Annotated in this window: 26 protein-coding genes; 7 read left to right on the plus strand and 19 right to left on the minus strand. The window is 36.9% G+C overall.

Features of this window, described 5'->3' with window-relative positions:
- Window positions 1-28: 28 nt before the first annotated feature.
- Entirely contained in the window at window positions 29-721 is a 693-nt protein-coding gene (locus FG27_RS07605) for a geranylgeranylglyceryl/heptaprenylglyceryl phosphate synthase (protein WP_037317605.1), read from the minus strand.
- The gene (locus tag FG27_RS07610) at window positions 721-1,368 is read right to left on the minus strand and encodes a 4'-phosphopantetheinyl transferase superfamily protein (RefSeq protein WP_037317607.1); all 648 of its coding nucleotides are present in this window, start codon (window positions 1,366-1,368) and stop codon (window positions 721-723) included. The genes FG27_RS07605 and FG27_RS07610 overlap by 1 nt, the downstream gene beginning before the upstream one ends.
- 65 nt (window positions 1,369-1,433) lie before the next feature.
- Between FG27_RS07610 and ahcY the strand changes: the two genes are divergently transcribed.
- A complete protein-coding gene (gene ahcY / locus FG27_RS07615) occupies window positions 1,434-2,750 on the plus strand; it encodes an adenosylhomocysteinase (protein ID WP_037317610.1) in 1,317 nt (438 codons plus the stop codon).
- 174 nt (window positions 2,751-2,924) lie between these two features.
- On the opposite strand, the gene FG27_RS07620 is transcribed toward ahcY, so the two are convergent.
- From FG27_RS07620 to FG27_RS07635, 4 genes are all read right to left on the minus strand, one after another.
- The gene (locus FG27_RS07620) at window positions 2,925-3,272 is read right to left on the minus strand and encodes a DUF2007 domain-containing protein (protein ID WP_037317613.1); all 348 of its coding nucleotides are present in this window, start codon (window positions 3,270-3,272) and stop codon (window positions 2,925-2,927) included.
- A 110-nt stretch (window positions 3,273-3,382) separates the two neighbouring features.
- Window positions 3,383-3,643, minus strand: coding sequence for a 50S ribosomal protein L27 (gene rpmA, locus FG27_RS07625; RefSeq protein WP_037317616.1), 261 nt, complete (start codon window positions 3,641-3,643; stop codon window positions 3,383-3,385).
- Between the two features lie 28 nt (window positions 3,644-3,671).
- Window positions 3,672-4,163 (minus strand): 50S ribosomal protein L21, encoded by a 492-nt coding sequence (gene rplU / locus FG27_RS07630; protein WP_037317619.1) that lies wholly within the window; start codon window positions 4,161-4,163, stop codon window positions 3,672-3,674.
- A gap of 101 nt (window positions 4,164-4,264) precedes the next feature.
- Complete coding sequence (locus FG27_RS07635) at window positions 4,265-4,729, minus strand: DUF4199 domain-containing protein (protein WP_037317622.1); 465 nt, start codon at window positions 4,727-4,729, stop codon at window positions 4,265-4,267.
- Between the two features lie 282 nt (window positions 4,730-5,011).
- Here FG27_RS07635 and FG27_RS07640 point away from each other — a divergent pair, with 282 nt between their 5' ends.
- The 3 genes from FG27_RS07640 (at window position 5,012) to FG27_RS07650 (ending at window position 8,884) form a co-directional block, all read left to right on the plus strand.
- Entirely contained in the window at window positions 5,012-6,340 is a 1,329-nt protein-coding gene (locus tag FG27_RS07640; RefSeq protein ID WP_197051674.1) for a pitrilysin family protein, read from the plus strand.
- A 12-nt stretch (window positions 6,341-6,352) separates the two neighbouring features.
- Entirely contained in the window at window positions 6,353-8,413 is a 2,061-nt protein-coding gene (locus FG27_RS07645; protein ID WP_037317625.1) for a pitrilysin family protein, read from the plus strand.
- Window positions 8,414-8,488: 75 nt separating this feature from the next.
- On the plus strand, window positions 8,489-8,884 hold the full coding sequence (locus tag FG27_RS07650) for a hypothetical protein (protein WP_037317627.1): 396 nt from the start codon (window positions 8,489-8,491) through the stop codon (window positions 8,882-8,884).
- Between the two features lie 46 nt (window positions 8,885-8,930).
- Here the strand turns inward: FG27_RS07650 and FG27_RS07655 are convergent, their stop codons facing one another.
- From FG27_RS07655 to mutY, 5 genes are all read right to left on the minus strand, one after another.
- A complete protein-coding gene (locus tag FG27_RS07655) occupies window positions 8,931-9,836 on the minus strand; it encodes a DMT family transporter (protein ID WP_037317629.1) in 906 nt (301 codons plus the stop codon).
- Window positions 9,837-9,939: 103 nt separating this feature from the next.
- On the minus strand, window positions 9,940-10,503 hold the full coding sequence (gene gldD / locus FG27_RS07660; RefSeq protein WP_037317631.1) for a gliding motility lipoprotein GldD: 564 nt from the start codon (window positions 10,501-10,503) through the stop codon (window positions 9,940-9,942).
- 12 nt (window positions 10,504-10,515) lie between these two features.
- Complete coding sequence (locus FG27_RS07665) at window positions 10,516-11,844, minus strand: gliding motility-associated protein GldE (protein WP_037317634.1); 1,329 nt, start codon at window positions 11,842-11,844, stop codon at window positions 10,516-10,518.
- Between the two features lie 21 nt (window positions 11,845-11,865).
- Window positions 11,866-12,336 (minus strand): single-stranded DNA-binding protein, encoded by a 471-nt coding sequence (locus tag FG27_RS07670; RefSeq protein WP_037317636.1) that lies wholly within the window; start codon window positions 12,334-12,336, stop codon window positions 11,866-11,868.
- A gap of 102 nt (window positions 12,337-12,438) precedes the next feature.
- A complete protein-coding gene (gene mutY, locus FG27_RS07675; protein ID WP_037317639.1) occupies window positions 12,439-13,494 on the minus strand; it encodes an A/G-specific adenine glycosylase in 1,056 nt (351 codons plus the stop codon).
- Window positions 13,495-13,620: 126 nt separating this feature from the next.
- Between mutY and FG27_RS07680 the strand changes: the two genes are divergently transcribed.
- The 3 genes from FG27_RS07680 to FG27_RS07690 all read left to right on the plus strand — a co-directional run bounded on the left by FG27_RS07680 (window position 13,621) and on the right by FG27_RS07690 (window position 16,371).
- A complete protein-coding gene (locus tag FG27_RS07680) occupies window positions 13,621-13,929 on the plus strand; it encodes an HU family DNA-binding protein (protein ID WP_255351554.1) in 309 nt (102 codons plus the stop codon).
- A 306-nt stretch (window positions 13,930-14,235) separates the two neighbouring features.
- Window positions 14,236-15,774 (plus strand): ribonuclease E/G, encoded by a 1,539-nt coding sequence (locus FG27_RS07685; protein ID WP_037317645.1) that lies wholly within the window; start codon window positions 14,236-14,238, stop codon window positions 15,772-15,774.
- A gap of 171 nt (window positions 15,775-15,945) precedes the next feature.
- Window positions 15,946-16,371: a regulatory protein RecX gene (locus tag FG27_RS07690; protein ID WP_051935950.1), complete on the plus strand. Its 426-nt coding sequence runs from the start codon at window positions 15,946-15,948 to the stop codon at window positions 16,369-16,371.
- Between the two features lie 241 nt (window positions 16,372-16,612).
- Here the strand turns inward: FG27_RS07690 and FG27_RS07695 are convergent, their stop codons facing one another.
- The 8 genes from FG27_RS07695 to FG27_RS07730 form a co-directional block, all read right to left on the minus strand.
- Window positions 16,613-17,494, minus strand: a complete 882-nt coding sequence (locus FG27_RS07695) for a cupin-like domain-containing protein (RefSeq protein WP_156101215.1) — start codon at window positions 17,492-17,494, stop codon at window positions 16,613-16,615.
- Window positions 17,491-18,360: a cupin-like domain-containing protein gene (locus FG27_RS07700; RefSeq protein WP_037317651.1), complete on the minus strand. Its 870-nt coding sequence runs from the start codon at window positions 18,358-18,360 to the stop codon at window positions 17,491-17,493. Before FG27_RS07700 ends, FG27_RS07695 begins: the two co-directional genes overlap by 4 nt.
- 13 nt (window positions 18,361-18,373) lie before the next feature.
- On the minus strand, window positions 18,374-19,465 hold the full coding sequence (bioB, locus tag FG27_RS07705) for a biotin synthase BioB (protein WP_037317654.1): 1,092 nt from the start codon (window positions 19,463-19,465) through the stop codon (window positions 18,374-18,376).
- Between the two features lie 78 nt (window positions 19,466-19,543).
- Window positions 19,544-20,710 (minus strand): beta-ketoacyl synthase N-terminal-like domain-containing protein, encoded by a 1,167-nt coding sequence (locus FG27_RS07710; RefSeq protein WP_037317657.1) that lies wholly within the window; start codon window positions 20,708-20,710, stop codon window positions 19,544-19,546.
- A gap of 198 nt (window positions 20,711-20,908) precedes the next feature.
- Window positions 20,909-21,493, minus strand: a complete 585-nt coding sequence (locus FG27_RS07715) for an SET domain-containing protein (protein ID WP_037317659.1) — start codon at window positions 21,491-21,493, stop codon at window positions 20,909-20,911.
- 67 nt (window positions 21,494-21,560) lie between these two features.
- Window positions 21,561-22,826 carry an adenosylmethionine--8-amino-7-oxononanoate transaminase gene (gene bioA / locus FG27_RS07720; RefSeq protein WP_037317662.1) on the minus strand — a complete coding sequence of 422 codons (1,266 nt, stop codon included), beginning with the start codon at window positions 22,824-22,826 and terminating at the stop codon, window positions 21,561-21,563.
- Between the two features lie 161 nt (window positions 22,827-22,987).
- A complete protein-coding gene (bioD, locus tag FG27_RS07725) occupies window positions 22,988-23,605 on the minus strand; it encodes a dethiobiotin synthase (protein ID WP_037317666.1) in 618 nt (205 codons plus the stop codon).
- A 25-nt stretch (window positions 23,606-23,630) separates the two neighbouring features.
- Window positions 23,631-24,041, minus strand: a complete 411-nt coding sequence (locus tag FG27_RS07730; RefSeq protein WP_037317669.1) for a DUF2007 domain-containing protein — start codon at window positions 24,039-24,041, stop codon at window positions 23,631-23,633.
- Between the last annotated feature and the right edge of the window lie 59 nt (window positions 24,042-24,100).

The following is a 24,100-nucleotide window of genomic DNA, read 5'->3' on the forward strand; positions in this document are numbered from 1 at the left end:
GAAGAGCTTTTATTCAATGGTTTTTACATCAATTTTCAAATTGCGTTCCCATCACGATCATATCGGCGCCGGCATTGTATGCTTTTTTTTGTTGTTCTAAACTTCGAATTCCACCACCCACTATCAAAGGAATATTTATTGCCTTTTTTACTTCGGAAATAATCTCTTCAGAAACCGGAAAATCAGCGCCGCTACCGGCTTCGAGATAAATAAGTTTTTTTCCTAGAAATTGACCGGCAAGTGCGGTATTTACAACTGAAATTACTTCAGATTGCGAAATTGGTTTTGTCCCACTTACCCGCTGCACTGCACATTCTTTCCCGCCATCAATTAGAATATAGGCCGTTGGAATAATTTCCAGTTTGCTATGTTTTAATTTTTCTACAGATTTTACCTGCTGCTCTATCAAGTATTCAGGGTTTCTTCCAGAAAGCAAACTTAAAAACAGTAAAGCATCCGCAGTTTCGGTGATTTGGGAATAATCGCCGGGAAACAAAATTACCGGTAAATCGGTTTTAGCTTTTATAGCGTCTACCGTTTCTTCGGTCTTAAAATTTTCAACGGTACTGCCGCCTACAAAAATATGTGTTGTGTATTTTGGTATTTTTCTTAAATAAGATTCCGTTTTAGTTTTATCAAATTTATCGGGATCTATTAAAATGGCGAGCAGCTTTTTCCCATTGGTTGTAGCCTGGGAAATTTCAGCATAAAAATTCCGCATTAATTTTCTGCTTTTTTAGGATCAGCCCAGCCGTAAACGCAGGTAAAACCTTCAAATTCCAGGAATTTCATTTCATAAAAAGATTCCCTGCCTTTAAAATTGACTTTAGCTGTAGTTTCAGCATCGTCAAAATCAAAATCGGTTACATTTATATGTTGTAAAAACCCAAGTCCCGGTTCAGCATACATTTTATAAATAGACTCTTTAGCGCCCCAAACAATAGTAAGTTTTCTTATTAAAGCTTCTTCGTTTGCTACAGTATGATATTCGCTTAAAGGCGTAAATTTATTAGCAATTTTTAGAATTTTATCACGTCTTTTTTCAATATCTATCCCAACTTTTTCATCACTTACAATAATTGCGGTAAAGTGAAAAGAATGCGTAATAGAAATGTTCTTACCATCTTGCAGATGCGGTTTTCCTAAGTTATCGTAATAGAGATCGTAATCTACATATCCTGCTTCAGCCATTAAATGGCGAATACTCATAAAACCGCGACGGTGAATTTCAGATTTCATCCCATCTACACGATTTTGACAATGTTGGGTAAGATTAATCCCTTCGCTTAAATCTGCAAAAGCTTCTTCTACCTTCCAAATGAAGACTTTAGTATGCGGGTTTACTGTTATTGTTTTGTAAAGTGGCATATAGATTTGTTATAGATTCCTTATTTTTGCGAGACAAGAAATTGCTAATATTCAAATATAATAATATGTCGACTAAAACAGTGCCGTATACCGCTTATAAAGTTAAGGATATTTCCCTGGCCGATTGGGGAAGAAAAGAAATTGAACTTGCCGAAGCTGAAATGCCGGGACTTATGTCTCTTCGTGAAGAATATAAAGATGAACAGCCTTTAAAAGGTGCCAGGATTGCAGGATGTCTTCACATGACCGTGCAAACTGCTGTGCTAATTGAAACTTTGGTTTCGCTTGGCGCTGATGTTACCTGGAGTTCTTGTAATATTTTCTCTACACAAGATCACGCCGCTGCTGCAATTGCTGCTGCGGGAATACCTGTTTATGCCTGGAAAGGAATGACCGAAGAGGAATTTAACTGGTGTATTGAACAAACCTTATTTTTTGGCGAAGAACGCGAGCCATTGAATATGATTCTTGATGATGGTGGTGATCTTACCAATATGGTTTTTGATCAATATCCTGAGCTTGCTAAAGGAATTCGTGGCCTTTCAGAAGAAACCACTACCGGAGTTCACCGTCTTTATGAAAGAATGAAAAACGGCACTTTGGTTATGCCGGCAATTAACGTAAACGATTCGGTTACAAAATCTAAGTTCGATAATAAATACGGATGTCGCGAAAGTGCAGTTGATGCAATTCGCCGTGCTACCGATGTGATGCTTGCCGGAAAACGTGTTGTGGTTTGTGGCTATGGTGATGTTGGTAAAGGTACTGCCGCTTCGTTTAAAGGCGCTGGATCTATTGTGACCGTTACTGAAATTGACCCAATTTGTGCTTTACAAGCTGCAATGGACGGCTTTGAAGTGAAAAAATTAGAAAACGTATTATCAAAAGCTGATATCGTAATTACCACCACCGGTAATAAAGATATTGTACGTGGAGAACATTTTGAAGCGATGAAAGACAAAACCATCGTTTGTAATATTGGCCATTTTGACAACGAAATTGATGTTGCTTGGTTAAATAATAATCACGGCGATACTAAAAATGAGATCAAACCACAAGTTGATAAATACACGATTGACGGAAAAGACATTATTCTTTTAGCTGAAGGTCGCTTGGTGAACCTTGGTTGCGCTACAGGCCACCCAAGTTTTGTAATGAGTAACTCGTTTACCAACCAAACATTGGCACAAATCGAACTTTGGAAGAATTCTGATAAATATGAAAATGAAGTTTATATGCTTCCAAAGCATTTAGATGAAAAAGTCGCCAAACTTCACCTAGAAAAAATTGGGGTAGAATTAACTGAACTTAAAGATTACCAGGCGAAATATATTGGTGTGGAAGTACAAGGCCCATATAAGCCTGAGTATTACAGATATTAACATGGTCATTTCCGCACTTCGACTATGCTCAGCATAAACTACGGCGGAAATCTATATATAAAGTAAAAGACCTCACAGGTTTCCAAAATCTGTGAGGTCTTTTTGTTATATCGTCATCCTGAATTTATTTCAGAGCCTGCTCCGAAATTTATTCGGAGATCTAAACATTTCCCTCTAATTCCCACTCATAAACCAAACAAAAAATATAATAGCCACAAACACTACCAAAGCGGCAAGTATAAAAATGACCCATTTTCCTACTTGTGGTCGTGTACGCGAGGAATTTGCCAGGTTGGTTCTTTCCCCAAGAAATCCGGTTCTTTTAATTATCTGGGCAGCTTTATCTTTTTGCGATTCTTCTACTTCAATTCGCATTCCGTCATTACCAAGACCGGCTAATCCCGCTGCGTTATCTGTAGCTTCCCCGTGAGATCTATATGCAATATTTTCTTCATCAAAGAGATTTTTGATAATAGATAACTCATTACGATCTGTAGTTCGAAAAATATCAATGTACCTCATAACTATTGGTTTTAAAGCCTTACCTAAAGATACAAAAAAACCCTTTCCGAAATTCGGAAAGGGTTTTTATATAATTCTAAGAAGTTTTTTTCTTGTTAAGAATGAAAACTCTATGCTTCAAACGGTTCAATAGAAACGTAAGATTTATTGTTCTTTGTCTTAGAAAATTTTACAAGACCATCAACTTTAGCGTGTAAAGTATGATCTTTCCCTGCATACACATTCTCACCTGGATTGTGTGCAGTACCTCTTTGTCTAACAATGATGTTTCCGGCTACGGCTGCCTGACCGCCAAAAATCTTCACACCTAAGCGTTTTGATTCTGACTCTCTACCGTTCTTGGAACTACCGACTCCTTTTTTGTGTGCCATTTTACTTTAGTTTTAAGTAGATTAATTATTAACTTAAAGCTTCAATTAATTCAGCTTTCTTCATAGAAGAGTAGCCTTCAAGACCTTTCTCCTTAGCCATCTCTTTTAATTCAGCCACGGTGTACTGATTTAAATCTTCCGATTTTTTATCAGATTTGGTTTCTTTAGGTGCTTCCTCTTTTTTAGCTGAAGCAGCTTTTTTTCCACCTTTTACATCGATGCTTTCAATAACGATCTCGGTTAAAGATTGACGGTGACCGTTTTTCTTTCTGTAACCTTTACGTCTTTTCTTTTTGAAGACAATTACTTTATCTCCTTTAAGGTGACGGGTGATTTTTGCTCCTACTAGAGCACCATCTATAGCCGGGGCGCCAAGGTTTATGCTGTCCCCGTCTCCAGTAAGAAGTACTTTGTCAAAAGAAACGCTGTCTCCTTCTTCTCCGCTTAGACGGTTAACAAACACCTTCTGGTCTTTCGCAACTTTAAATTGCTGCCCTGCTATCTCTACAATTGCATACATAGTGTTGTGATTAATTAATTTATGCTATAATTAGGCTTACTTTTTTCGCAAGCGGGTGCAAATATACTTCTAATTAATTAATTCACAAAGCATAAAAATCATTAATAGGTATGCTCCTTCCCTTCTTTGGTATTCCAGGATTTTTTAAATAATTGCATATAAGCTAAAGTTAAAACTAAACTGGTTGCAAATCCCATTACAGAAACTACAAAAAGTACTATTCCTATATTAGTACCATAATCTGTTCTCCACATATTTATAAGGTTACTCAAAAAATCAGGATTGATCTCTGAAGCATATAAAGCGAAGAATAAGGAAAAGATTATTGTCGCGTTAAAACCGGTAAGCAAACAGGCCATAAAGCCTTTTTGATACTTGAACTTAGCACCTTTAGAACTGCGATAAGCCTTTAGAGCCAACCACATCCCTACGGCCATTATAACCCCATTAAATAAACTAAACAGGGGATAAATATGTACATTTAAAACCGATAGGATTAAAAAATAAACAATAAGTCCTGCTCCAATTGCAAAACCATATTTAATAGGAATACTTAAATTCTTCATAGCGTTGGTTGATATTTTTATTTGGTAAATTCTAGGAATGCGAGCTAGCAAAAATTAAAATACTTTGCAAAAAAATATCATAAGCGCCAGCATCGGGGCATTCTAATAATAAACTTAAGAAGTAAATTTCTAAAAAAACTGTCGGTTTTTAGCTTAATAGCTTGTTAATTTTGACAGTTTTCGCACAATTAAAGAAATTTGATCATTATTCTTAATGCTTATTGTAACAAAATACAACATTCAAACACTAATCCCATGCATTAATGAAAAATCTATTAAAAAATGATTAGAAACTTAAAGATGGCTGCCCTTGCATTAGTTTGCAGTGCAGCAGGAATTGCCCAGGAGGTAGAATTTACCGAATATGACCTGGACAACGGATTACACGTTATTTTACACCAGGATAACACGGCTCCTGTGGTTACCGTTGGTGTTATGTACAAAGTAGGCGCAAAAGATGAAGAAGAAGGCCGTTCTGGCTTTGCCCATTTCTTTGAACATCTTTTATTTGAAGGTACAGAAAACATTGAACGCGGAAAATGGTTTGATATCGTTGCCGCAAATGGTGGCAGCAACAATGCTAACACCACGCAAGATCGTACTTACTATTACGAAACTTTCCCTTCTAACAATCTTGAACTTGGATTATGGATGGAATCTGAAAGAATGCTTCACCCGGTAATCAACGAAATTGGTGTAGAAACTCAAAACGAGGTGGTGAAAGAAGAGAAACGTTCTCGTATAGACAATGCGCCTTACGGCAAGATTATTTATGCTACCGGAATCAACAAGTATGTTTTTGACAAACATCCTTATAAAAACTCGGTAATTGGCACAATGGAAGACCTGGATGCTGCCGAGCTTGATGAATTCAAAGCTTTTTTCGATAAATATTATGGTCCAAACAACGCTACTTTAGTTGTGGCCGGTAATATAGAAATCGATGAAACAAAAGAAATGATCAAGAAGTATTTTGCTGAAATTCCTAAAGGAAATGAAGTGGAACCTGTTTCAATTAAAGAAGATCCTATTACCGAAACTATAACCGCTACAGAATACGATAGCAACATCCAAATTCCTGCGAAGCTTTATGTTTTTAGAACACCTTCTATGAAAGAGAAAGATGCTTATATCCTTGATATGATCTCCTCAATACTAACTGATGGTAAAAGCTCAAGAATGTACAAAAAGATGGTTGACGAAGATAAAACCGCATTACAGGTATTAGCTTTTCCAAGGTCTCAGGAAGATTATGGAACTTACGTAATGGGAGCTCTTGCTTTAGGCGAAACCCCATTAGATACTCTTGCCGCTTCTATGGATGAAGAAATTGCAAAACTTCAAAATGAATTAATTTCTGAAAAAGAATATCAAAAACTTCAGAATAAGTTTGAGAACCGCTTTGTAAACTCTAATAGCAGCATTCAGGGTATCGCTTCTTCACTTGCTACTTATAATGTATTATATGGAGATACCGATCTCATTAATGAAGAGATTGAAATCTACAGAAATATTACAAGAGAAGATATTAAAAGAGTAGCTAATGAGTATCTAAACGAAAACCAACGTTTGGAATTAGACTACCTTCCAGAGAGCGAAAACGAACAATAAAAAACATTCAGAATGAAATTTAATATACTTACATTATTTATTGCCTGTTTTTTGACCACTGCGTCAATCGCCCAGGTAGACCGTTCTAAACAACCGGAACCGGGACCGGCACCAAAGATAAATCTTGGCCAGCCAGATGAATTTACTCTAAGCAACGGATTAAAAGTTTTGGTTGTAGAGAACCACAAACTTCCAAGAGTATCTGCTTCTTTGATTATAGACAATAAACCACACGCCGAAGAAAATCCGGCAACAGCTTCTCTTGTTTCTTCCTTAATGGGTACAGGATCTGAAAATATGTCTAAAGATGATTTTAACGAAGAAATCGACTTTTTAGGAGCCAATGTTAGTTTTGGATCAGAAAGCGTTTATGCTAGTTCACTTTCTAAGTTTTTCCCTAGAGTTATGGAACTTATGGCTGAAGGAGCCTTAAGGCCAAAATTCACCCAGGAAGAATTTGAATCTGAAAAGAATAAACAAATTGAAGGATTAAAATCTATAGATAAAGATGTAAGCTCTATCGCTGGCAGAGTAAGTGCTGCTTTGGCTTATGGAGCTAACCACCCTTATGGAGAATTCGCTACAGTAGAAAATACCGAAAACGTAACTTTAGAGAATATCGAAAAATTCTATAACAGTTATTTCAAACCCAACAATGCTTACCTTGTTGTAGTTGGTGACGTAAAGACTGCTGAAGTAAAAAAGCTTGCCAAGAAGAATTTTGGAGACTGGAAAGCCGGTGCTCCAAAAGAGCAAGAGTTACCTAAAGTAGCTAACGTAAACGAGACACAAATCAACCTGGTTGATATGCCAAACGCAGTACAAAGCGAATTAAGACTTCAAAATACCATCGATTTAAAAATGGCAGATGAAGATTACTTCCCTGTATTGGTAGCAAACCAAATTCTTGGTGGTAGTTTTGGAAGTTACTTGAATATGAACCTTCGTGAAGACAAAGGTTATACTTACGGAGCCAGAACAAGCACAGGAGCAGACAAGTATGCTTCAAGATTTGTTGCACAAGCAAGCGTTAGAAATGCGGTAACCGATAGCGCAATTGTAGAATCTTTGAAAGAGATTAGAAGAATTAAAACCGAGCCTGTAGATGCTGAAATGTTAGAAAACGCTAAAAGCAAATTCGCCGGTGACTTCGTATTAAGATTAGAACAACCTTCTACCATCGCTAATTACGCGCTTAATATCAAGACGAATGATCTAGAAGATGATTTTTATGAAACTTTCCTTGAGAAGATAAATGCAGTTACTGCAGATGATATTCAACGTGTAGCCAATAAATATTATCAAACCGATAATATGAGAATTGTGGTTGCAGGTAAAGCTTCAGAAATTGCTGAAAACCTTGAAAAAGTTGAATTTAACGGAAAAACAATTCCGGTTAAATATTATAACAAACTTGGTGAGGAAGTTGAAAAACCAAAAGCCAAAGAAGTTGACGCTTCAGTAACCGTAGAAAAAGTTTACGCAAATTACATTGAAGCTGTTGGTGGACGTGATGCTGTAGAAGAGATAGAAAGTGTAGTCCTTAAAGCTGAAGCCAGTGTACAGGGAACGACTTTAAACTTAACCATGAAAAGAACTATGGAGGGTAAGTTAAACCAGGAAGTTTCTGTTGGCGGTAACGTTATGAGCAAACAGATTTTTGATGGTGAAGCTGGATTTGTAATGGCGCAAGGTCAAAAAATCCCTTACAACGAAGACCAGATTAAAACTGCTAAAATAGATGCTAATCCATTCCCGGAACTACAGGTTGGAGACGCAACTTTAGAAGGAATTGAGACTGTTGAAGGAACAGATGCATATGTTGTTGCACTTAGCGATAACTACAAAGCTTACTACAATGTAAAAAGTGGTTTAAAAATGCAAACTGTACAAACAATGTCTCAAGCTGGACAAACAATGTCTATTCCTACAGGATATAGCGATTACCAGGAAGTAGAAGGAGTTAAATTTCCTTTTAAAATGACTCAGGCTGCAGGCCCACAAACATTTGAATTTGATATTACTGAGATCCTTGTTAACGAAGGAGTTTCGGCTGAAGATTTTGAAGAATAGTGTTTTTTATTAATGTTAGAAAGCACCGGCCAGCAATGGTCGGTGTTTTTATTTTAAACCAGATCGAATCTTTTTATGAAAAACAAACCTGAAGTTTCGCTACTACCAAATTACTTTAAAATTATCGCGCTTGCGATCACTGGCTTAGCTATAACACTTGCGCTATTAAGTTTTAATGAATTATTAAACTTAGATCCGAACATATTTATTCCATTTGGAAAATACATATTCTTAATGGCCGTAATATTCTTTGCTTTTTCAAAGGAGAAAGATGAAGAGAAATCGTTTACTGAACTTAGATTAAAATGCCTTCCGTCAGCCATAATTTTTGTTAGTATCATCTATATATTCGAAGCTTTTATTGAATTATTCAAATCGGTTGAGCAACGCGAATTAAAGACAGCCTATGAGGTCTTATTGATATTTCACATTTACTATTTAGTTTCCTTTTACTATTATAAAAACAAGTAATTACATTGTGAAATTTACCAGGATATTTTACACTTAAAGTTTAAAACTAAGTAGCCTGCTTTCTAAACTTAGAAAACACTTTTTTAGATCGGTTTACAATAAAAACACCTATTAAAATTACAAAAGCTGAAAGAAACTGCCAGGCACTAAAAACCTCTCCATCTAAAATTCCCCAACCTAAAGCTACCACAGGGATTGTATAAGTGACAGAGGTAGTAAATACAGGATCTGAGATCTGCACCAGTTTATTAAAAATTATCATCGCAACTCCAGTACCTATTACTCCCAAAATAGCAACATAGCCTATAGAATGCTGAATAACGATCTCGGAAACATTCTTTTCGAAGAATCCTGAGAAATACAAAATCACCAGAGAAGGTAGCAATAAGACTGTAAAACTTCCCGCTGCAATCCCCAACGGACTAACGTTACTCATATGAGTTTTTAGAATATTTACATTCATCGCGTAACAGGAGGCTGCAATAATTACCAAAAGCGAATAGAGGTAGTTCTGATCTGGATTTATACTGGCGCCGCTTAAAATAAGTCCTGCAGTTCCTAATAAGCCAATGACCACACCCAATATTTTATTCTGATTAAATGCCGCTTTAAAAAACATTGCGCCAAAAATAAGTGTCATTAAAGGGGTGGCCGCATTTAGAATAGAAGCTACAGCGCTATCTATTTCGGTTTCTGCAAAAGAGAACAGGTACACAGGAAAGAAGTTTCCTAAAAAACCTATGAGTAACATCCATTTCCACTGGCCTTTCTTAATTTTCATTATGGATTTAAAACCGATAAGAATAAGAAAAACAGCAGCAAAAATAATTCGAAAAGATCCAACCTCAATAGCCGATAAACCTACCAGGCCTTTTTTAATAAGAATAAAGGAACTCCCCCAAACTATTGAAAGAATAACCAGGTAAACCCACTTTAATTTTTCTAAAGGCATATTTTTCGATTTCTAAGCTGCAAAAATCGGCATTCCTTTAGAGCTGAAAAGAAAAGAAACAATTAATTTCAAATGATTTTTTAACCACTTTATTTTTTCCTGCCTAATCCTGCCAACGGAAGGTTTCAATTACATGCTTCATATCCTTTTTTAGATAATCGGCAGCGGGCACAATGGAGTCGTAATTGGGTTTGGTTCTAAAATAAGCTGAAGCCGTCACAAAATGTTCTATACTATCGGTAAGGTAAAATTGCGCCTGTGAAGCGGCATCGCCAGTAACTTCATAAAACATTCCATAAACATTCTGAATTTTATTGGTATAAACATCACCTTCAATGGCATCAGCTTTAATTGTATGCTGCAACGGAAGATTCTGTGCATCAGCTAAAAGGGAATCGAGATTATTATTAATCTTCTGGTAGGTAATAAATATAGTCCCGTTAAGATCTTTATACTCTAAATCTATCCAACAGGGCACATTGTTTCGAGAAGCTTTAATTTTTGCCAAGCTATTCATTTCAAAAGCGTATTCACAATTAAACCCGGTAGCTTCATACCTGGCTTCAGGATAATTAAGGGAAAGAAATGCACGCGGTTTAGGTGTTGTATTTTCTTCACCGCAACCAATAAGCATCAAAACCGCTAATATTAATAAAAACCTTTTCATACTGCCAAGCTTCTAAACTTCAACCGGTGAAATATTCACTTTAATTTGTTTAAGGCGTTTGTTATCTAGCACCTCTACCTTGAAACTATAATTTAAAAAATAGATCACGTCGTTTTTCTTCGGAAAACCTCCTGAAATCTCCAATAAAAATCCTGCCAGGGTATCTGCCTCTCCTTTCCGCTCTTCAAAAGCAACCGGATCTTCTATTTTCACTATTCTATAGAAATCTTTTAAAGGCGTTTTTCCTTCAAAAACGTAGGTGTTTTCATCCAATTTTGAATACACCAAATCTTCATCATCAAACTCGTCGCTAATATCCCCTACAATTTCTTCAATAATATCTTCAAGAGAAATAAGTCCGCTGGTGCCGCCATATTCATCAACCACAATAGCCAAATGATTTTTTTTAGTTTTAAAATCATTCAATAGATCATCTAACTTTTTATTCTCTGGAACAAAATAGGGTTCGCGCAATAAGCTGGTCCATTCAAAGGCTTCATCATCAATATGAGGCAGCAAATCTTTAACGTATAGAATTCCAATTACATTATCTATGTTCTCCCGATAAACAGGAATTCTGGAATAACCTCTATCTATAATTTCAGGAATAACCTCTGTATAACTTTGGCTTTCATTTAAAGCAAAGATATCCATCCTGGGGCGCATTACCTGTTTAGTATCGGTATTCCCAAAAGAAACAATCCCTTTTAATATCTTGTGTTCTTCCTGGGTGGTATCTTCTTCACTGGTAAGTTCCAGAGCCTGTGATAAATGGTCTATACTAATAAAAGAACGTTGCTTTCCAAGACGATTATGCATAAATATAGTTACTGCGCGCATAGGGCCGCTCAAGGGCGTAAATAATGTATCCAGAAAATTCAATGGGCGCGCCATGAAATTTGAAAACAGCACATTATTTCTACTCGCGTAAACTTTTGGCAGAATTTCCCCGAATAATAGAATGATAAATGTTATTACTCCAACTTCAATAACAAACTTGAAATTAATACCGTAAAGCACCGTATTCATATTTCCGAAAAGCGCATCGGCAAGATTATCGAATAGCAGTACTATTGCTATATTAATAAAGTTATTAGCAACCAGGATGGTAGCCAGCAATTTCTTGGGTTTATCTAATAGATTCACCACAATTTGCTGCGCTTTGCCACGCTTACCGTCTTCAGTAATTACATCGGCAGGAGTTAAAGAAAAGAAAGCAACTTCAGCCCCAGAAATCAAGGCTGAACAAATTAGAAGCAGCAATAAAACTAAATAGCTAAATAGCTGCGTAAAATCAAAAGCGGCCCAAAACAAAATCAAACTGGGAGGTTCTGAATCCAAATGACTGGGTTTAAATTAAACTTAGAAAGGCAAATCGTCTTCCTCTTCTTCTTTTGCCATAGATTGATTGGCAAAATTATCATTTTTAGGCGTGTTTTGTTGATTTTGAGCAGGAGAATTTTGCTGTTGCATATTTCCGCTACTCTCACCCTCTCCTTTTGGAGTTAAAAAGGTAAACTCTGTACACTGTATTTCGGTAGAATAACGGTCGTTTCCCTGGTCGTCCTGCCATTTACGGGTTTTAATTCGCCCTTCTATATAAACCTTATCCCCTTTTTTAAGGTATTTCTCGCAGACTTCTGCAGCTTTATTTCTCACCACCACATTATGCCACTCGGTATTAGTGACACGCTCATTAGTGGTGCGGTTGGTATAAGTCTCGTTGGTAGCCAGCGGAAAACGCCCAATAGCGCCACCGCCTTCAAAATAATGCATTTTCACGTCGTCTCCCGTATGCCCAATTAGCATTACCTTGTTTAATGTACCTGTCATCTCTATTTAATATTTAACGCCCAAAAGGCTATTTATTTACACCCTAAAATACTGAAAAATTTATTGCTAATTAAAGCCAATCTGAATAAAACTTTAAACAATTTATAGGGAATAGGTTTCTAACGCGGTTTCCTCAAGGAAATTAGCAATTAAAACCGGCACCGGATAATCTTTTACATTTTTTACAGGAATACCCGCTTCTCCAACTTTTTCAGCTTTAACCCACCAAAAATGAGTATAAATATGTTGGTGTGAAAGTTTATGCACCACTGGTTTTTTATTATGTAATTGCAGGGAAAGTTCCTGTTCACCAAGAAGTTCATTTATCTTTTCTTCTGAAGGAAAAGCGCCTTTACCAACCGGTTTTTCGGTTTCTATTAATGGAAATTCATATAATCCGTTCCAAATTCCCTTTCCGGTTCTTTGTTGAAGCAGGGTTTTATTTTCTTTAGAATAAACCACCAAATAATTAAAGTAGCGTTTTTTAACTTTAGCCTTTTTAAGCTTAACCGGTAAGTCTTTAATCTTATTCTTTTGTAAAGCCAAACAACCTGAACTTAAAGGACAACTATCACAAAGCGGATTCCGCGGTTTACACTGCAACGCACCAAATTCCATTAAAGCCTGGTTAAAAGCAGAAGGATCTTTTTCATCTAACAACTTAGAAGCCAGGGCTTTGAATTCCTTAATTCCGGCAGCAGAATTTATTGGATTTTCAATATCAAAAAAACGCGCCAAAACTCTATAAACATTACCATCTACTACCGCAACCGGTTCATTATAACAAATGGAAGCAATAGCTGCGGCGGTGTAATCGCCAACACCTTTCAATTTTTTAAGCTCTGCATAAGAACCTGGAAAATTACCATTTAATTCTTCAGCTACGTATTTAGCGGTTTCATGAAGGTTTCTTGCACGAGAATAATACCCTAATCCCTGCCATAGTTTTAGTACCTTTTCTTGCGTAGCATTAGCAAGATCGAACACGGTAGGAAAAGTGTCTGTAAATTGGTGATAATAGGGCAAACCCTGTTCAATTCTGGTTTGCTGCAGCATAATTTCACTTAACCAAATGTGGTAGGGATCACTGGTTTTACGCCACGGCAATTCGCGTTTATTTTTTAAATACCAATTAATCAATACTTTAGAAAAAACCATAGCTTAAATAGACTTGCTGCAATATTAAAAGTTTATTCCGTTATTATTTAATGAATTAGGCTTGAAATATTGTAGATTTAATTCTTATATTTGCGCCCTTGAAAAATATAGAAACCCCAATTTATAATATTAAATAGTACGAAAATGACGAAAGCAGATATTGTAGCAAACATTTCAGAAAAATTAGGAATGGAAAAAGGTGATGTCCAGGCTACTATTGAAACCTTCATGGATGAGGTGAAAACTTCATTAGAAAGTGGAGACAACGTATATTTAAGAGGATTTGGAAGCTTTGTAGTTAAAACAAGAGCAGAAAAAACCGGAAGAAATATCTCTAAGAATACAACAATTAAAATTCCAGCACACAATATCCCTGCTTTTAAACCGGCAAAGATTTTTGTAGAAGGAGTAAAGACTAACGTTGAAGTTAAGTAATTTGAAACTGCACAACAGTTTCTTTAGAAAATAATTTATTAATTAAAAAGTAACACTATGCCAAGTGGTAAAAAAAGAAAAAGACATAAGGTAGCTACGCACAAGCGTAAAAAAAGAAACAGAGCTAACCGCCACAAGAAAAAGTAGTTTTCAACTACTTTTTTTGTTTAAATCGTTCATTGAAATTGAAACCCGGCTTATTACCTAACAAGTTTTAGGGTTTCTTCAGGATTAAAAACCCTGTGATAAAATAATGTTTAATCCATCTGTAACTGCTTTGGCAGCTATAGATATAAATCTAATAGAGTGGACAAAGAATTAATTATCCGGTCCGGAACCTCTGCTGTAGATTTTGCCTTACAAAAAGATGGAAAACTTATTGAACTCAACAAGGAAGAAGACAGCAACAAATTTAATGTTGGTGATATTTTTATCGCAAAAATTAGAAAAGCTGTACCCGGGTTAAATGCCGCATTTGTTAATGTTGGCTACGAGAAAGATGGTTTTTTACACTATCACGATCTCGGCCCCCAGGTTTCTTCTATGCTTAAGTTCATAAAACGTGTAAGCACAGGTAAATTAAAAGATTATTCCTTAAAGAATTTTACATTCGAAAAGGACATTGACAAAGACGGAGTGATTACCGATGTCTTAAAGTCAAATCAGTCGCTATTGGTTCAGGTTGTAAAAGAACCTATTTCTACCAAAGGCCCCAGGATAAGTTCAGAACTTTCCATTGCGGGTCGTTATATCGTACTGGTCCCTTTTTCCAATCGTATTTCGGTTTCACAAAAAATTGAGAGCAAAGAAGAAAAAGACCGGTTAAAAAGATTGGTAAAAAGCATTAAACCCAAAGGTTTTGGGATTATTGTTAGAACCGTAGCCGAAGGCAAAAAAGTAGCAGAACTGGATAGAGATCTTCAAAATTTGATGGGTCGCTGGACAGGAATGTGCAAAAAGATGTATAAACCACATCATCCTTCTAAAGTACTGGGAGAATTAAACAGGGCATCTTCCCTTTTAAGAGACATTTTCAATGACTCTTTTACTTCCATTACTGTAGACGATGAGACGCTTTATACACAAATTAAAGACTATGTGGGCGAGATCGCCCCGAGTAAAGAATCGATTGTTAAGTTATATCAATCTAATGTTCCAATTTTTGAAAAATACGGTATCGAAAGACAAATAAAAACTTCATTTGGGCGCACCGTCTCTATGAGCAAAGGCGCCTACCTGGTAATAGAACACACAGAGGCTATGCACGTTATAGACGTAAATAGCGGTAACCGTTCTAACAAATCCAGAAACCAGGAAGATACTGCATTAGAGGTGAATATGATTAGTGCCACAGAAATAGCCCGGCAATTAAGATTGCGTGATATGGGCGGTATTATCGTGGTAGACTTCATAGACATGGGAAAAGCCGAAAACCGCAAAACCCTGTTTGATCACCTTAGAAACGAAATGAGTGACGACCGTGCAAAACATAAGATTTTGCCACCGAGTAAATTCGGGTTGATACAAATTACAAGACAACGCGTAAGGCCGGAAATGAATATTAAAACCCGTGAGGAAAATCCAAATGGGACTGGTGAAATTGAAGCACCAATACTTTTAATAAACAAAATGAAAACCGACCTGGAAAAACTCATTAAGAAAGATCATAAAAAGATCACTTTGAGTGCGCATCCATTTATTGCAGCCTTTTTAACAAAGGGCTTTCCATCTCCCCGCTCGCAATGGTATTTAGACCATAAACGATGGGTGAAAATTTTACCAAGAGACGCTTACACGTACATGGAATATCATTTTCACGATAAAGAAGGAAATGAAATCCTTTAAATTAAACGCCTTTCGTTAATTCGGAAGGCGTTTTTTTATGCGTTATTCTGAAATTTACATTTTGATATTTTCTACCTGAAAAAGTTTTAATTTTGAATCTTAATTCTTGAATTTTCACTCTTGAAAGAACCCCAGAAATCCTATACCGTCAAAGAAGCCACCATAAAATTGATGCAATTCTGTGCATATCGCGACCGCTGCCATAAAGAAGTTGAAGAAAAACTTCGGGAAATGAATATGATTACAGCCGCCCAGGAGCAGATTATTATGGAATTAATGCAGGAAGATTTTTTGAATGAAGAACGTTACGCGCGTAGTTTTGTAAGAGGGAAATTCAGGATAAAAAAATGGGGAAAAATAAAGATCAAACAGGAATTGAAATTTAAAGAGATTTCTACTCCAATAATCAACCTCGCCCTTACCGAAATAGATGAGCAGAAATATATCGCTACAATTTACGAGATAGCTGAAAAGAAACTGAAGCTCTTAAAAGAACCCGATAAATTTAAGAAGAAAAAGAAATTAGCCGATTTCCTGCTTCGGAAGGGCTATGAGAGTAGTTTGGTATACGAAGCAACAAACGAGTTCTTAGAGTGATTCTTAAAAGCCTACAAACCGTTCAGACTCTCCATCGCTAATGAAGGAACGAGCGCGGCGATCTTTTGTGGGGAAGGTGAAGAGTGAAAAGTTAACGCTCCATCACTTCGAGTGGCTCGACGTGAGTCGGATGACACTTAAAATATTCGTGAATTCGTGGCTACTAGGCACACAACCATAAATGCTACATAGAAAAAGAGATTTTCACCTCGCTTAAAACTGGAAATGAACTCTAATTTACTTAAACCTTATTCTTCTTATGCGTACGTTCAATTGCCTGTGCATTTTTATAATCTATCCACTTCTGTCCCTTTAGTTTACGCATATAGTTATCAAAATTACGCATCACCACCAGGTTATAAACTGCTTTAGAAAAATTGGTAAGCGTTCTAGGCGTAGCCCTTAAGCTCATAGAAAAACCTGGAGTTAAGTAGGTCATTTGGTGCCAGTAACCTTCGGGCATATATAAAGCTTCCCCGTGGTTTAATTCAGTTGCATAACCTTTTGCCTTTTTAAGTACCGGGAATTTTTCAAAATCGGGATTATTAAAATCTATATCTTCCCGGGAAATAAGAGCGTGTGGCACCTTATATAAGTATTTACTTTCTGAAGGCGGATAAATTATACAACGTTTTTTTCCGTGGAAATGAAAATGAAGAATATTAGCAAAATCAATATCGTAATGCATAAAGACTTTAGAATTCTCCCCGCCAAAAAATAAAGTTGGCAACTGTTTTATAAATCTAAGCCCAAGATTTGGAAACCTGAAATCCTTCTGCAAAACCGGCACTTCTTTAAGTAAATGATAAAGAAAAATTCTATAATTAGTAGGTTTAGATTTTAGCAAATCTATATAATCTGCCATTTTCATCTCTGTATGGGGCTCGTTGAATTTCTGCTTTGAAGTGATAGGCCTATCGTCATAAAGCGGCACAACCTTCTCTCCTGCCACTGTTTTAATATAATCTAAATCCCATTTTTGCGTAGCCGGCCAATCGTCTATCAAATGCTCAATAACCACAGGCTTCTGTGGCCGAACATACTGCTCCAAAAAATCTTTTTTAGAAACATTTTTAAGCCTTGGTATAGACTCTAAGTGTAATCTTTCTCCGTTCTCCATCATTCAATTCCAGCACTTCTATGCGTATTTTCAATTGCTTTTTTGTTCTTGTAATCTATCCAATCCTGCCCCTTAATCTTGCGCATTAGATTATCGTAATTCCGTGTAATAATAAGGCTTTTTAGCACCTCTGCAATGCGCCCGGGCTTTTGCGGCAGCGACCTTAACGTCATTGATAAACTCGCGGTTTCATATTTAATAAAATGCCACCATTTACTGGGAATATATAAAGCCTCCCCATGTTTCAACCTTGTTTCAAAGCCTTTTGCTTTGGCCAGTGCTGGATATTTCTCAAAATTTGGATTATCCATATTAATTATCTCCATACTCACTATGGAATGCGGCACATGATACAAAAATTTAGTTTCTGAAGGCGGATAAAGAATCACTCTTTTTTCGCCTACAAAATTGAAATGAAAATTATTAGCAAGATCCATATCATAATGCATCACCACGCTACTACCCTCACCCCCAACAAATAAAACTGGTAACTTTTTAAAGAATTTTACACCAAGATCGGGATACTTAAAATCATCTATTAACTCCGGACAGTTTTGCAGTAGGTTAAAGAAAAACATCCTAAGATCTGTAGGTCCTTTTTCAAGAATATCTATGTATTCCCGCATAGGAATTTTCTTTGCCGGGCCATGAGAACTCTGCCTGCCTTTTGCCGGTTTCCCATCATAAAGCGGCACTACAACATCCCCGGCTTTTTTCCTGAAATAATCAAAATCCCATTTTTTTGTTGCTGGCCAGTCGGCAGAAAGTTCTTCAAAAACAACCGGTTTTTCAGGCATAAAATAGTCTTTCAAAAAGTCTTCTTTTGAAAGGTTTTTAACCCGCGGTATGTCTTGCAGATCCAGTTTCAATATTTTTAAATTTTTAAGCCTTGGCTTTCGATTTTTGTTGCGCTTCTAAATTACGCTCTATCTTATGCCCGGGTCTTGACCATTTTGGTTTTTCTCCTAAATTCTGATATTGAGATTCTTCAGCTGAAACACTTTTAGGCTGCTCTTTTTTCTCAAATGCTTTTTGTGGATTCAAACCTAAAGATCTAAATAATTCCATATCCTCGTTTACATCGGGATTTGGAGTGGTTAGTAATTTATCACCGGCAAAGATAGAATTTGCTCCGGCAAAGAAACACATCGCCTGCCCTTCCCTACTCATTTGAGTTCTTCCGGCAGAAAGTCTCACCTGGGTTTCAGGCATTACAATTCTGGCAGTAGCAACCATTCTTACCATTTCCCAGATAGAAACCGGTTCTTGCTCTTCCATTGGCGTTCCTTCAACAGGAACCAAAGCATTAATTGGCACCGATTCCGGCTGCGGACTCAAAGTAGACAAAGCTACAAGCATTCCTGCCCTGTCATCTGCACTTTCTCCCATTCCTATAATTCCTCCGCTACAAACCGTAACATTGGTTTTTCTCACGTTACCGATGGTATCCAGTCTATCCTGGTAACCGCGGGTAGAAATTACTTCTTTATAATATTCTTCTGAAGAATCTAAATTATGGTTGTAAGCATACAAACCGGCTTCAGCTAGTCGCTGTGCCTGGTTTTCGGTAATCATTCCCAGCGTACAGCAAACTTCCATATCCAGTTTATTAATGGTTCTTACCATTTCCAAAACCGAATCGAACTCTTTACCGTCCTTTACGTTTCTCCAGGCTGCACCCATACACACTCGTGAACTTCCCGACTCTTTAGCACGTAGCGCCTGGGCTTTCACTTGGTTTACGCTCATAAGGTCGTTTCCTTCAACATTGGTATGATATCTTGCTGCCTGTGGGCAATATCCGCAATCTTCCGGGCAACCGCCGGTTTTAATAGAAAGTAAAGTTGAAACCTGAACGGTGTTAGGATCGTGATTTTTCCTATGCACAGTGGCCGCTTCGTAAAGCAACTCCATTAAAGGTTTATTATATATCTCGAGAATTTCTTCTTTTGTCCAGTTATGTCTTGTGGCCATAAAAAATAGATTTGAAATCAAAAATAAATAAAACTGCGCTTTAATAGGCCTTCCGCTAGGAAAGTTTTCAAAGCTTTCTTAATTATATTGTTTTCGGCTTATTAAAATAGAAACTGCGTTCCCACCAAAGCCTACGGCATTTACCAATATATTTTCCAATTTTGAAGGTGATTTACTAATTTCTGAAAAAGGCACTTCAATAAATTCCTGATGCTGAAGCATTAAAATCGCCAGTTCTAAATTTAGAATTCCTGAAGCTGCAAACGTATGTCCCAGTTTCCATTTATTACTGGTCATTGCGGGAGTATTTTTACCGAATACAGCTTTTATCGCGTTTACTTCAGAAAGGTCTCCTTTTAGGGTTCCCGGCGCGTGCATCACTACCGCATCAATTTCTGAAAGTTCCTTCTCTCCAATTGCCATTTTCATCGCCTTCTGTAAAGATTCTCCTTTTTCTGAAATTGACACACTATGTTTTAAAGTTTCGGTCGCGTAGCCAAATCCTGTAATTTTAGCAATTGCTTTTTCTGAATTTTCTTTTTGAAGCGCCAATATTCCGGAAGCTTCTCCAAGAATCATCGAATTTCTCTTTTTCTCCATATCCAAAGCGCGACACGGAAAATCAAGATCTTCTGAAGCATAGATCTTCATCGCTTTCATTTGGGCAATCGTAAAGGGGGTTAATGCAGCTTCACTTCCACCGGCAAGAAACTTATCAGCAAAGCCGGCCTGCATCCAGGCAATTGCATTTATTACTGAATGTAAACCTGTAGAACAGGTTACGCTATGAGAAAATTCCGGTCCTTCTGTTTGGAGATCTTGCGAAACCCAGGAAGAAATATTTCCTAAAGTAGTAGAAGGCGAAGCCTGTGTAGCGGCTTTTCCGGTTTCTACAAACTCTTTATGGTATTGTTCAAACAATCCGGTGGCACCACGAGAGCTGCCAATATTTATTCCGATATTTTTCTCGCTTTTCCAGCCGGCTTCTTTTATAGCTTTTTTGGCTGAAAAAATTGCAAATAAAACCGAATCATCAAGTTTTCTATAATTGGAGTTTTCCTTGCGCAGTGACTCTATAGCAGCTCGAACTTTCTTTGGCAAAAAAGCAGCAAAAGCTTCGGTTTCATCAAACTGATGTTTGGAAATAAAATGTTTCGGATTTCTATAATTTTCCCATATTTCTGCAGAAGATTGGCCAATTGCAGAAATAGAACCAAGTGAAGATATAAATACCGGTGATTTCAAAAGCGATTAATTTTTCCGCAAAAATACGGTCTGCTGAATCAACCGCTAAATATTTTTAATAAAAAAGAAATGAAGATAATGAATCAGAAATCCTGCAAGGTTTGAACAACCTTGCAGGTATTTTATTATTTTTCAAACCTACGAGGTATAAAAAAACCTCGCAGGAAGGATAATGGCCTAAACATAGAGACAACAAGCTTACCGCTGGTAATAAAGATTTAAAATAGAATCCATTTCTTTTTCACCTAATAGGATCTTTTGTAATTCTAATTGAATTCCTTCAGAAACAAGATCAATAAGTGGTTGATAAACTTTTTCGAATTTCTGAATAGATTTTTGCAAAATCCCGTCCCATTCTTTGTGATAATTTACCAAATCGTCTGGATAAACCTTGGTTCTGGATGTTTTTTCCTTGTGCGGTTCAAAAGCTTCATCAAGATTCAAGTATCCATAATCATCGGTTAGCTCTTCGCCAACTTGAATATCCCTTACCGCAATTTCAAAACCGTAGGCTGTGGAAAAGCAGTTAGAATTAAAACTATGGTTTACATATTTCGCCAAATCCCAACAAAGCACCAGGTCCCCAAACCGATTTCGAAAAGCATACTTTTCTAACATCTGCGCACTTTTAGGATGTAATTTTTCTACCTGGGACGTATAAAAAACGTGATCTAAATCATCCTGCACCCAGGTAATAGTACCTTCAGGAATAAACTTGGTGGCAACAACGCCATATCCCACCTTTTCGTTAATAAAGCGCAACTCAGTATCTGGATGCATCATAATCGCAAAATTTTAATTCTAATGTAAACAATTAAAGCTTTGCTTTTAAGCTGTTTATAGGTTATGCCTAAAATTTATTAAGTAAATCTTCAATTACCTGGTAGATTTTATCCAATTCTGGTTTGGAAATAGTAAAAGGTGCTAAAATATAAATGGTGTTTCCGAGTGGTCTAAGAAAAACGCCATGGTCCATAAAATGTTTAAAAAGCTGGTTTCTAAGATTACCGTAGCGCTCCATTTTCACATTGAGATCAAAAGCATAAATAACGCCCAGCTGCCGGCGATTGGTAACTTTTGGATGATCTTTTATTCTTTCATCAAAAGCCTGGTGATATTTAATTATCGCTTTTATTTTTTGCTGAATTTCTTTGGAAACCAATAATTCTATTCCCGCGATTGCCGCAACACAAGCAGGTGGGTTTGCAGAATAGGTATGCCCGTGGAACAGGCCTTTAGAAATATCTTCGTCATAAAAGGCATCGTAGATTTTTTGCGAACAGGTAGTTAAACCCATAGGTAGCAAACCGGCAGTTAAGGCTTTAGAAAGGCACATCACATCTGGTTTGGTTTTTATGTAATCTGAAGCAAAATTTTTCCCGGTTTTTCCAAAGCCGGTCATTACTTCATCGGCCACGCAAACAATGTCATGCTCTTTGCAAACTTTCAGGATTTCATTCAAGCCAGCAGCATCGTGCATTTTCATTGCCGCAGCGCCCTGCACTAAGGGCTCGTATATAAATCCTGCAATATTGTTTCCTGAAATTAACCTTTTGAGTTGCGAAATTACTTCTGAATTATTCTCACCAAGTGGCACCGGAATTCGTAAAACTTCAATAAAATGTTCTTCAAAAGCGCCATTATAAACTGAAAGCCCGGAAACCGACATGGCGCCAAAAGTATCACCGTGAAAACCTTCTTCAAAAGCTAACATCACATTACGATTATTGCCCTGGTTGTGATGATACTGCAAAGCCATTTTTATTCCAATCTCGGTGGCCGTGGAACCATTATCATTAAAGAACAATTTCTGCTGATTTTCCGGTAAAATCTTAATTAATTCTTCAGAAAGTTTTACCGCAGGTTCGTGGGTAAATCCGCTAAAAACCACCTGGTCCAGGTTTTGCATTTGAGCTGCGACTTTGCCGGTAATATATTCATTGCAGTGCCCATACATTGCCGTGTACCAGGAAGCGATTCCGTCTATATATTCACTGCCATCTTCAGCGTAAAGAATACTGCCTTTTGCTTTTACAATAGGTAAAGCTTCCGGAGAAATTTTGTGCTGGGTTAGCGGATGCCAAAGGTGTTTTTGATCTCGGGTAACTAAGTTCATAATTTATATACTCAGAAGGTTGTCTCGAAAATTTTTTAAAACGTCATTCTGAATTTAATTCAGAATCTAAGATTTGGATATACAAAATATGTTAGAAGCTGAAACAAGTTCAGCTTGACTAAAGATTTAAAAACAGCCTCAACGTTTAATTGATTTTTATTCTATTTCAGTTTTTCTCTAAATAGTTCAGCGTATTCTTTGATCACGTTTTGATCAAAATAAGGTTCCTGTTCTATTCTTCCAAGAACCGTCACACCGCCCATTTTTTGAATAATCGATTCAGTAGATTTGTTTTCTTCGCCCGAAAAAATTATTCCGAAGCAATTTAAGCCGCGAGATTTTAAAGCTTCTATAGTTAATAAAGTATGATTGATGCTTCCCAAATAATGGCGGGAAACCAGGATGATGCGATCTTCGGGCTGCATTAAATCGGCTATAGTTTCTTTATCGCTAATAGGAACCAGTAAACCACCGGCGCCTTCAATTACCAAACTATTTTCGCCCTTTGGACGTTTTATTTTTTTTGAAGTAATTTTTACTTCATCAATTTCAGCCGCTGCGTGCGGGCTCATGGGCGTTTTTAAGGCAAAGCTATTTTTATGAAAAACAGTTTTATCGTTAGAAACTAATCTTTCTACTTTATGGCTATCAGAATTATCAAGATCGCCGGCCTGGATAGGTTTCCAGTAATCTGCCTCTAAGGCTTCCGTTAAGATTGCTGAAGCTACTGTTTTTCCAACTTCAGTACCAATACCGGTAATAAAATAAGTATTTTTCATTTATTTATAAATTCTTCTATGCTGGTCATTTTAAAGTAAATTTCTCCTCACAATTTTCACAATGATAATCGTACTTGTAATGAATTGGTAGGGCGAAGGTGAGAAATGAAAACAAAAAAGCAAAGAAAGAACGCACATCTTTAATATGCGTGTAAACTTTTACGCGAGTACTGTCACAGTTGGGACAAACTACTCTTTCACCTTTGTCATCAAGAGAATAATCGTGAATTTCACTTAAAATTGCACGGGCTCTTTCCTCATCATCAGCATAAACGTTTAATTTTATGCCACCAATCGCCTGACTTACCAAAGGATCGGTATCAATAAGAACCTGGTCTGCTAGAAATACCTCTATACCTTCAGATTGTAATTTCCCTTTTACAATTTGAGCTTCAGAAGAATACTGAAACCTGGCTATGTTTACAAAAGTGCTCATGTGTTTATATATTTTTATCCCAAACCGAAAATTAATCAATGTCTTACCTACTCCTGTTA

Origin of the sequence: Salegentibacter sp. Hel_I_6 (assembly GCF_000745315.1) — a bacterium.
Taxonomy (GTDB): domain Bacteria; phylum Bacteroidota; class Bacteroidia; order Flavobacteriales; family Flavobacteriaceae; genus Salegentibacter.

Bases quoted from the DNA above. Each gene is read 5' to 3' on its own strand.
- FG27_RS07605 (WP_037317605.1), bottom strand. From the start codon at position 721: ATGCGGAATTTTTATGCTGAAATTTCCCAGGCTACAACCAATGGGAAA.
- FG27_RS07610 (WP_037317607.1), bottom strand. From the start codon at position 1,368: ATGCCACTTTACAAAACAATAACAGTAAACCCGCATACTAAAGTCTTC.
- ahcY (WP_037317610.1), top strand. From the start codon at position 1,434: ATGTCGACTAAAACAGTGCCGTATACCGCTTATAAAGTTAAGGATATT.
- FG27_RS07620 (WP_037317613.1), bottom strand. From the start codon at position 3,272: ATGAGGTACATTGATATTTTTCGAACTACAGATCGTAATGAGTTATCT.
- rpmA (WP_037317616.1), bottom strand. From the start codon at position 3,643: ATGGCACACAAAAAAGGAGTCGGTAGTTCCAAGAACGGTAGAGAGTCA.
- rplU (WP_037317619.1), bottom strand. From the start codon at position 4,163: ATGTATGCAATTGTAGAGATAGCAGGGCAGCAATTTAAAGTTGCGAAA.
- FG27_RS07635 (WP_037317622.1), bottom strand. From the start codon at position 4,729: ATGAAGAATTTAAGTATTCCTATTAAATATGGTTTTGCAATTGGAGCA.
- FG27_RS07640 (WP_197051674.1), top strand. From the start codon at position 5,012: ATGATTAGAAACTTAAAGATGGCTGCCCTTGCATTAGTTTGCAGTGCA.
- FG27_RS07645 (WP_037317625.1), top strand. From the start codon at position 6,353: ATGAAATTTAATATACTTACATTATTTATTGCCTGTTTTTTGACCACT.
- FG27_RS07650 (WP_037317627.1), top strand. From the start codon at position 8,489: ATGAAAAACAAACCTGAAGTTTCGCTACTACCAAATTACTTTAAAATT.
- FG27_RS07655 (WP_037317629.1), bottom strand. From the start codon at position 9,836: ATGCCTTTAGAAAAATTAAAGTGGGTTTACCTGGTTATTCTTTCAATA.
- gldD (WP_037317631.1), bottom strand. From the start codon at position 10,503: ATGAAAAGGTTTTTATTAATATTAGCGGTTTTGATGCTTATTGGTTGC.
- FG27_RS07670 (WP_037317636.1), bottom strand. From the start codon at position 12,336: ATGACAGGTACATTAAACAAGGTAATGCTAATTGGGCATACGGGAGAC.
- mutY (WP_037317639.1), bottom strand. From the start codon at position 13,494: ATGGTTTTTTCTAAAGTATTGATTAATTGGTATTTAAAAAATAAACGC.
- FG27_RS07690 (WP_051935950.1), top strand. From the start codon at position 15,946: ATGCAATTCTGTGCATATCGCGACCGCTGCCATAAAGAAGTTGAAGAA.
- FG27_RS07695 (WP_156101215.1), bottom strand. From the start codon at position 17,494: ATGATGGAGAACGGAGAAAGATTACACTTAGAGTCTATACCAAGGCTT.
- bioB (WP_037317654.1), bottom strand. From the start codon at position 19,465: ATGGCCACAAGACATAACTGGACAAAAGAAGAAATTCTCGAGATATAT.
- FG27_RS07715 (WP_037317659.1), bottom strand. From the start codon at position 21,493: ATGATGCATCCAGATACTGAGTTGCGCTTTATTAACGAAAAGGTGGGA.
- bioA (WP_037317662.1), bottom strand. From the start codon at position 22,826: ATGAACTTAGTTACCCGAGATCAAAAACACCTTTGGCATCCGCTAACC.
- bioD (WP_037317666.1), bottom strand. From the start codon at position 23,605: ATGAAAAATACTTATTTTATTACCGGTATTGGTACTGAAGTTGGAAAA.
- FG27_RS07730 (WP_037317669.1), bottom strand. From the start codon at position 24,041: ATGAGCACTTTTGTAAACATAGCCAGGTTTCAGTATTCTTCTGAAGCT.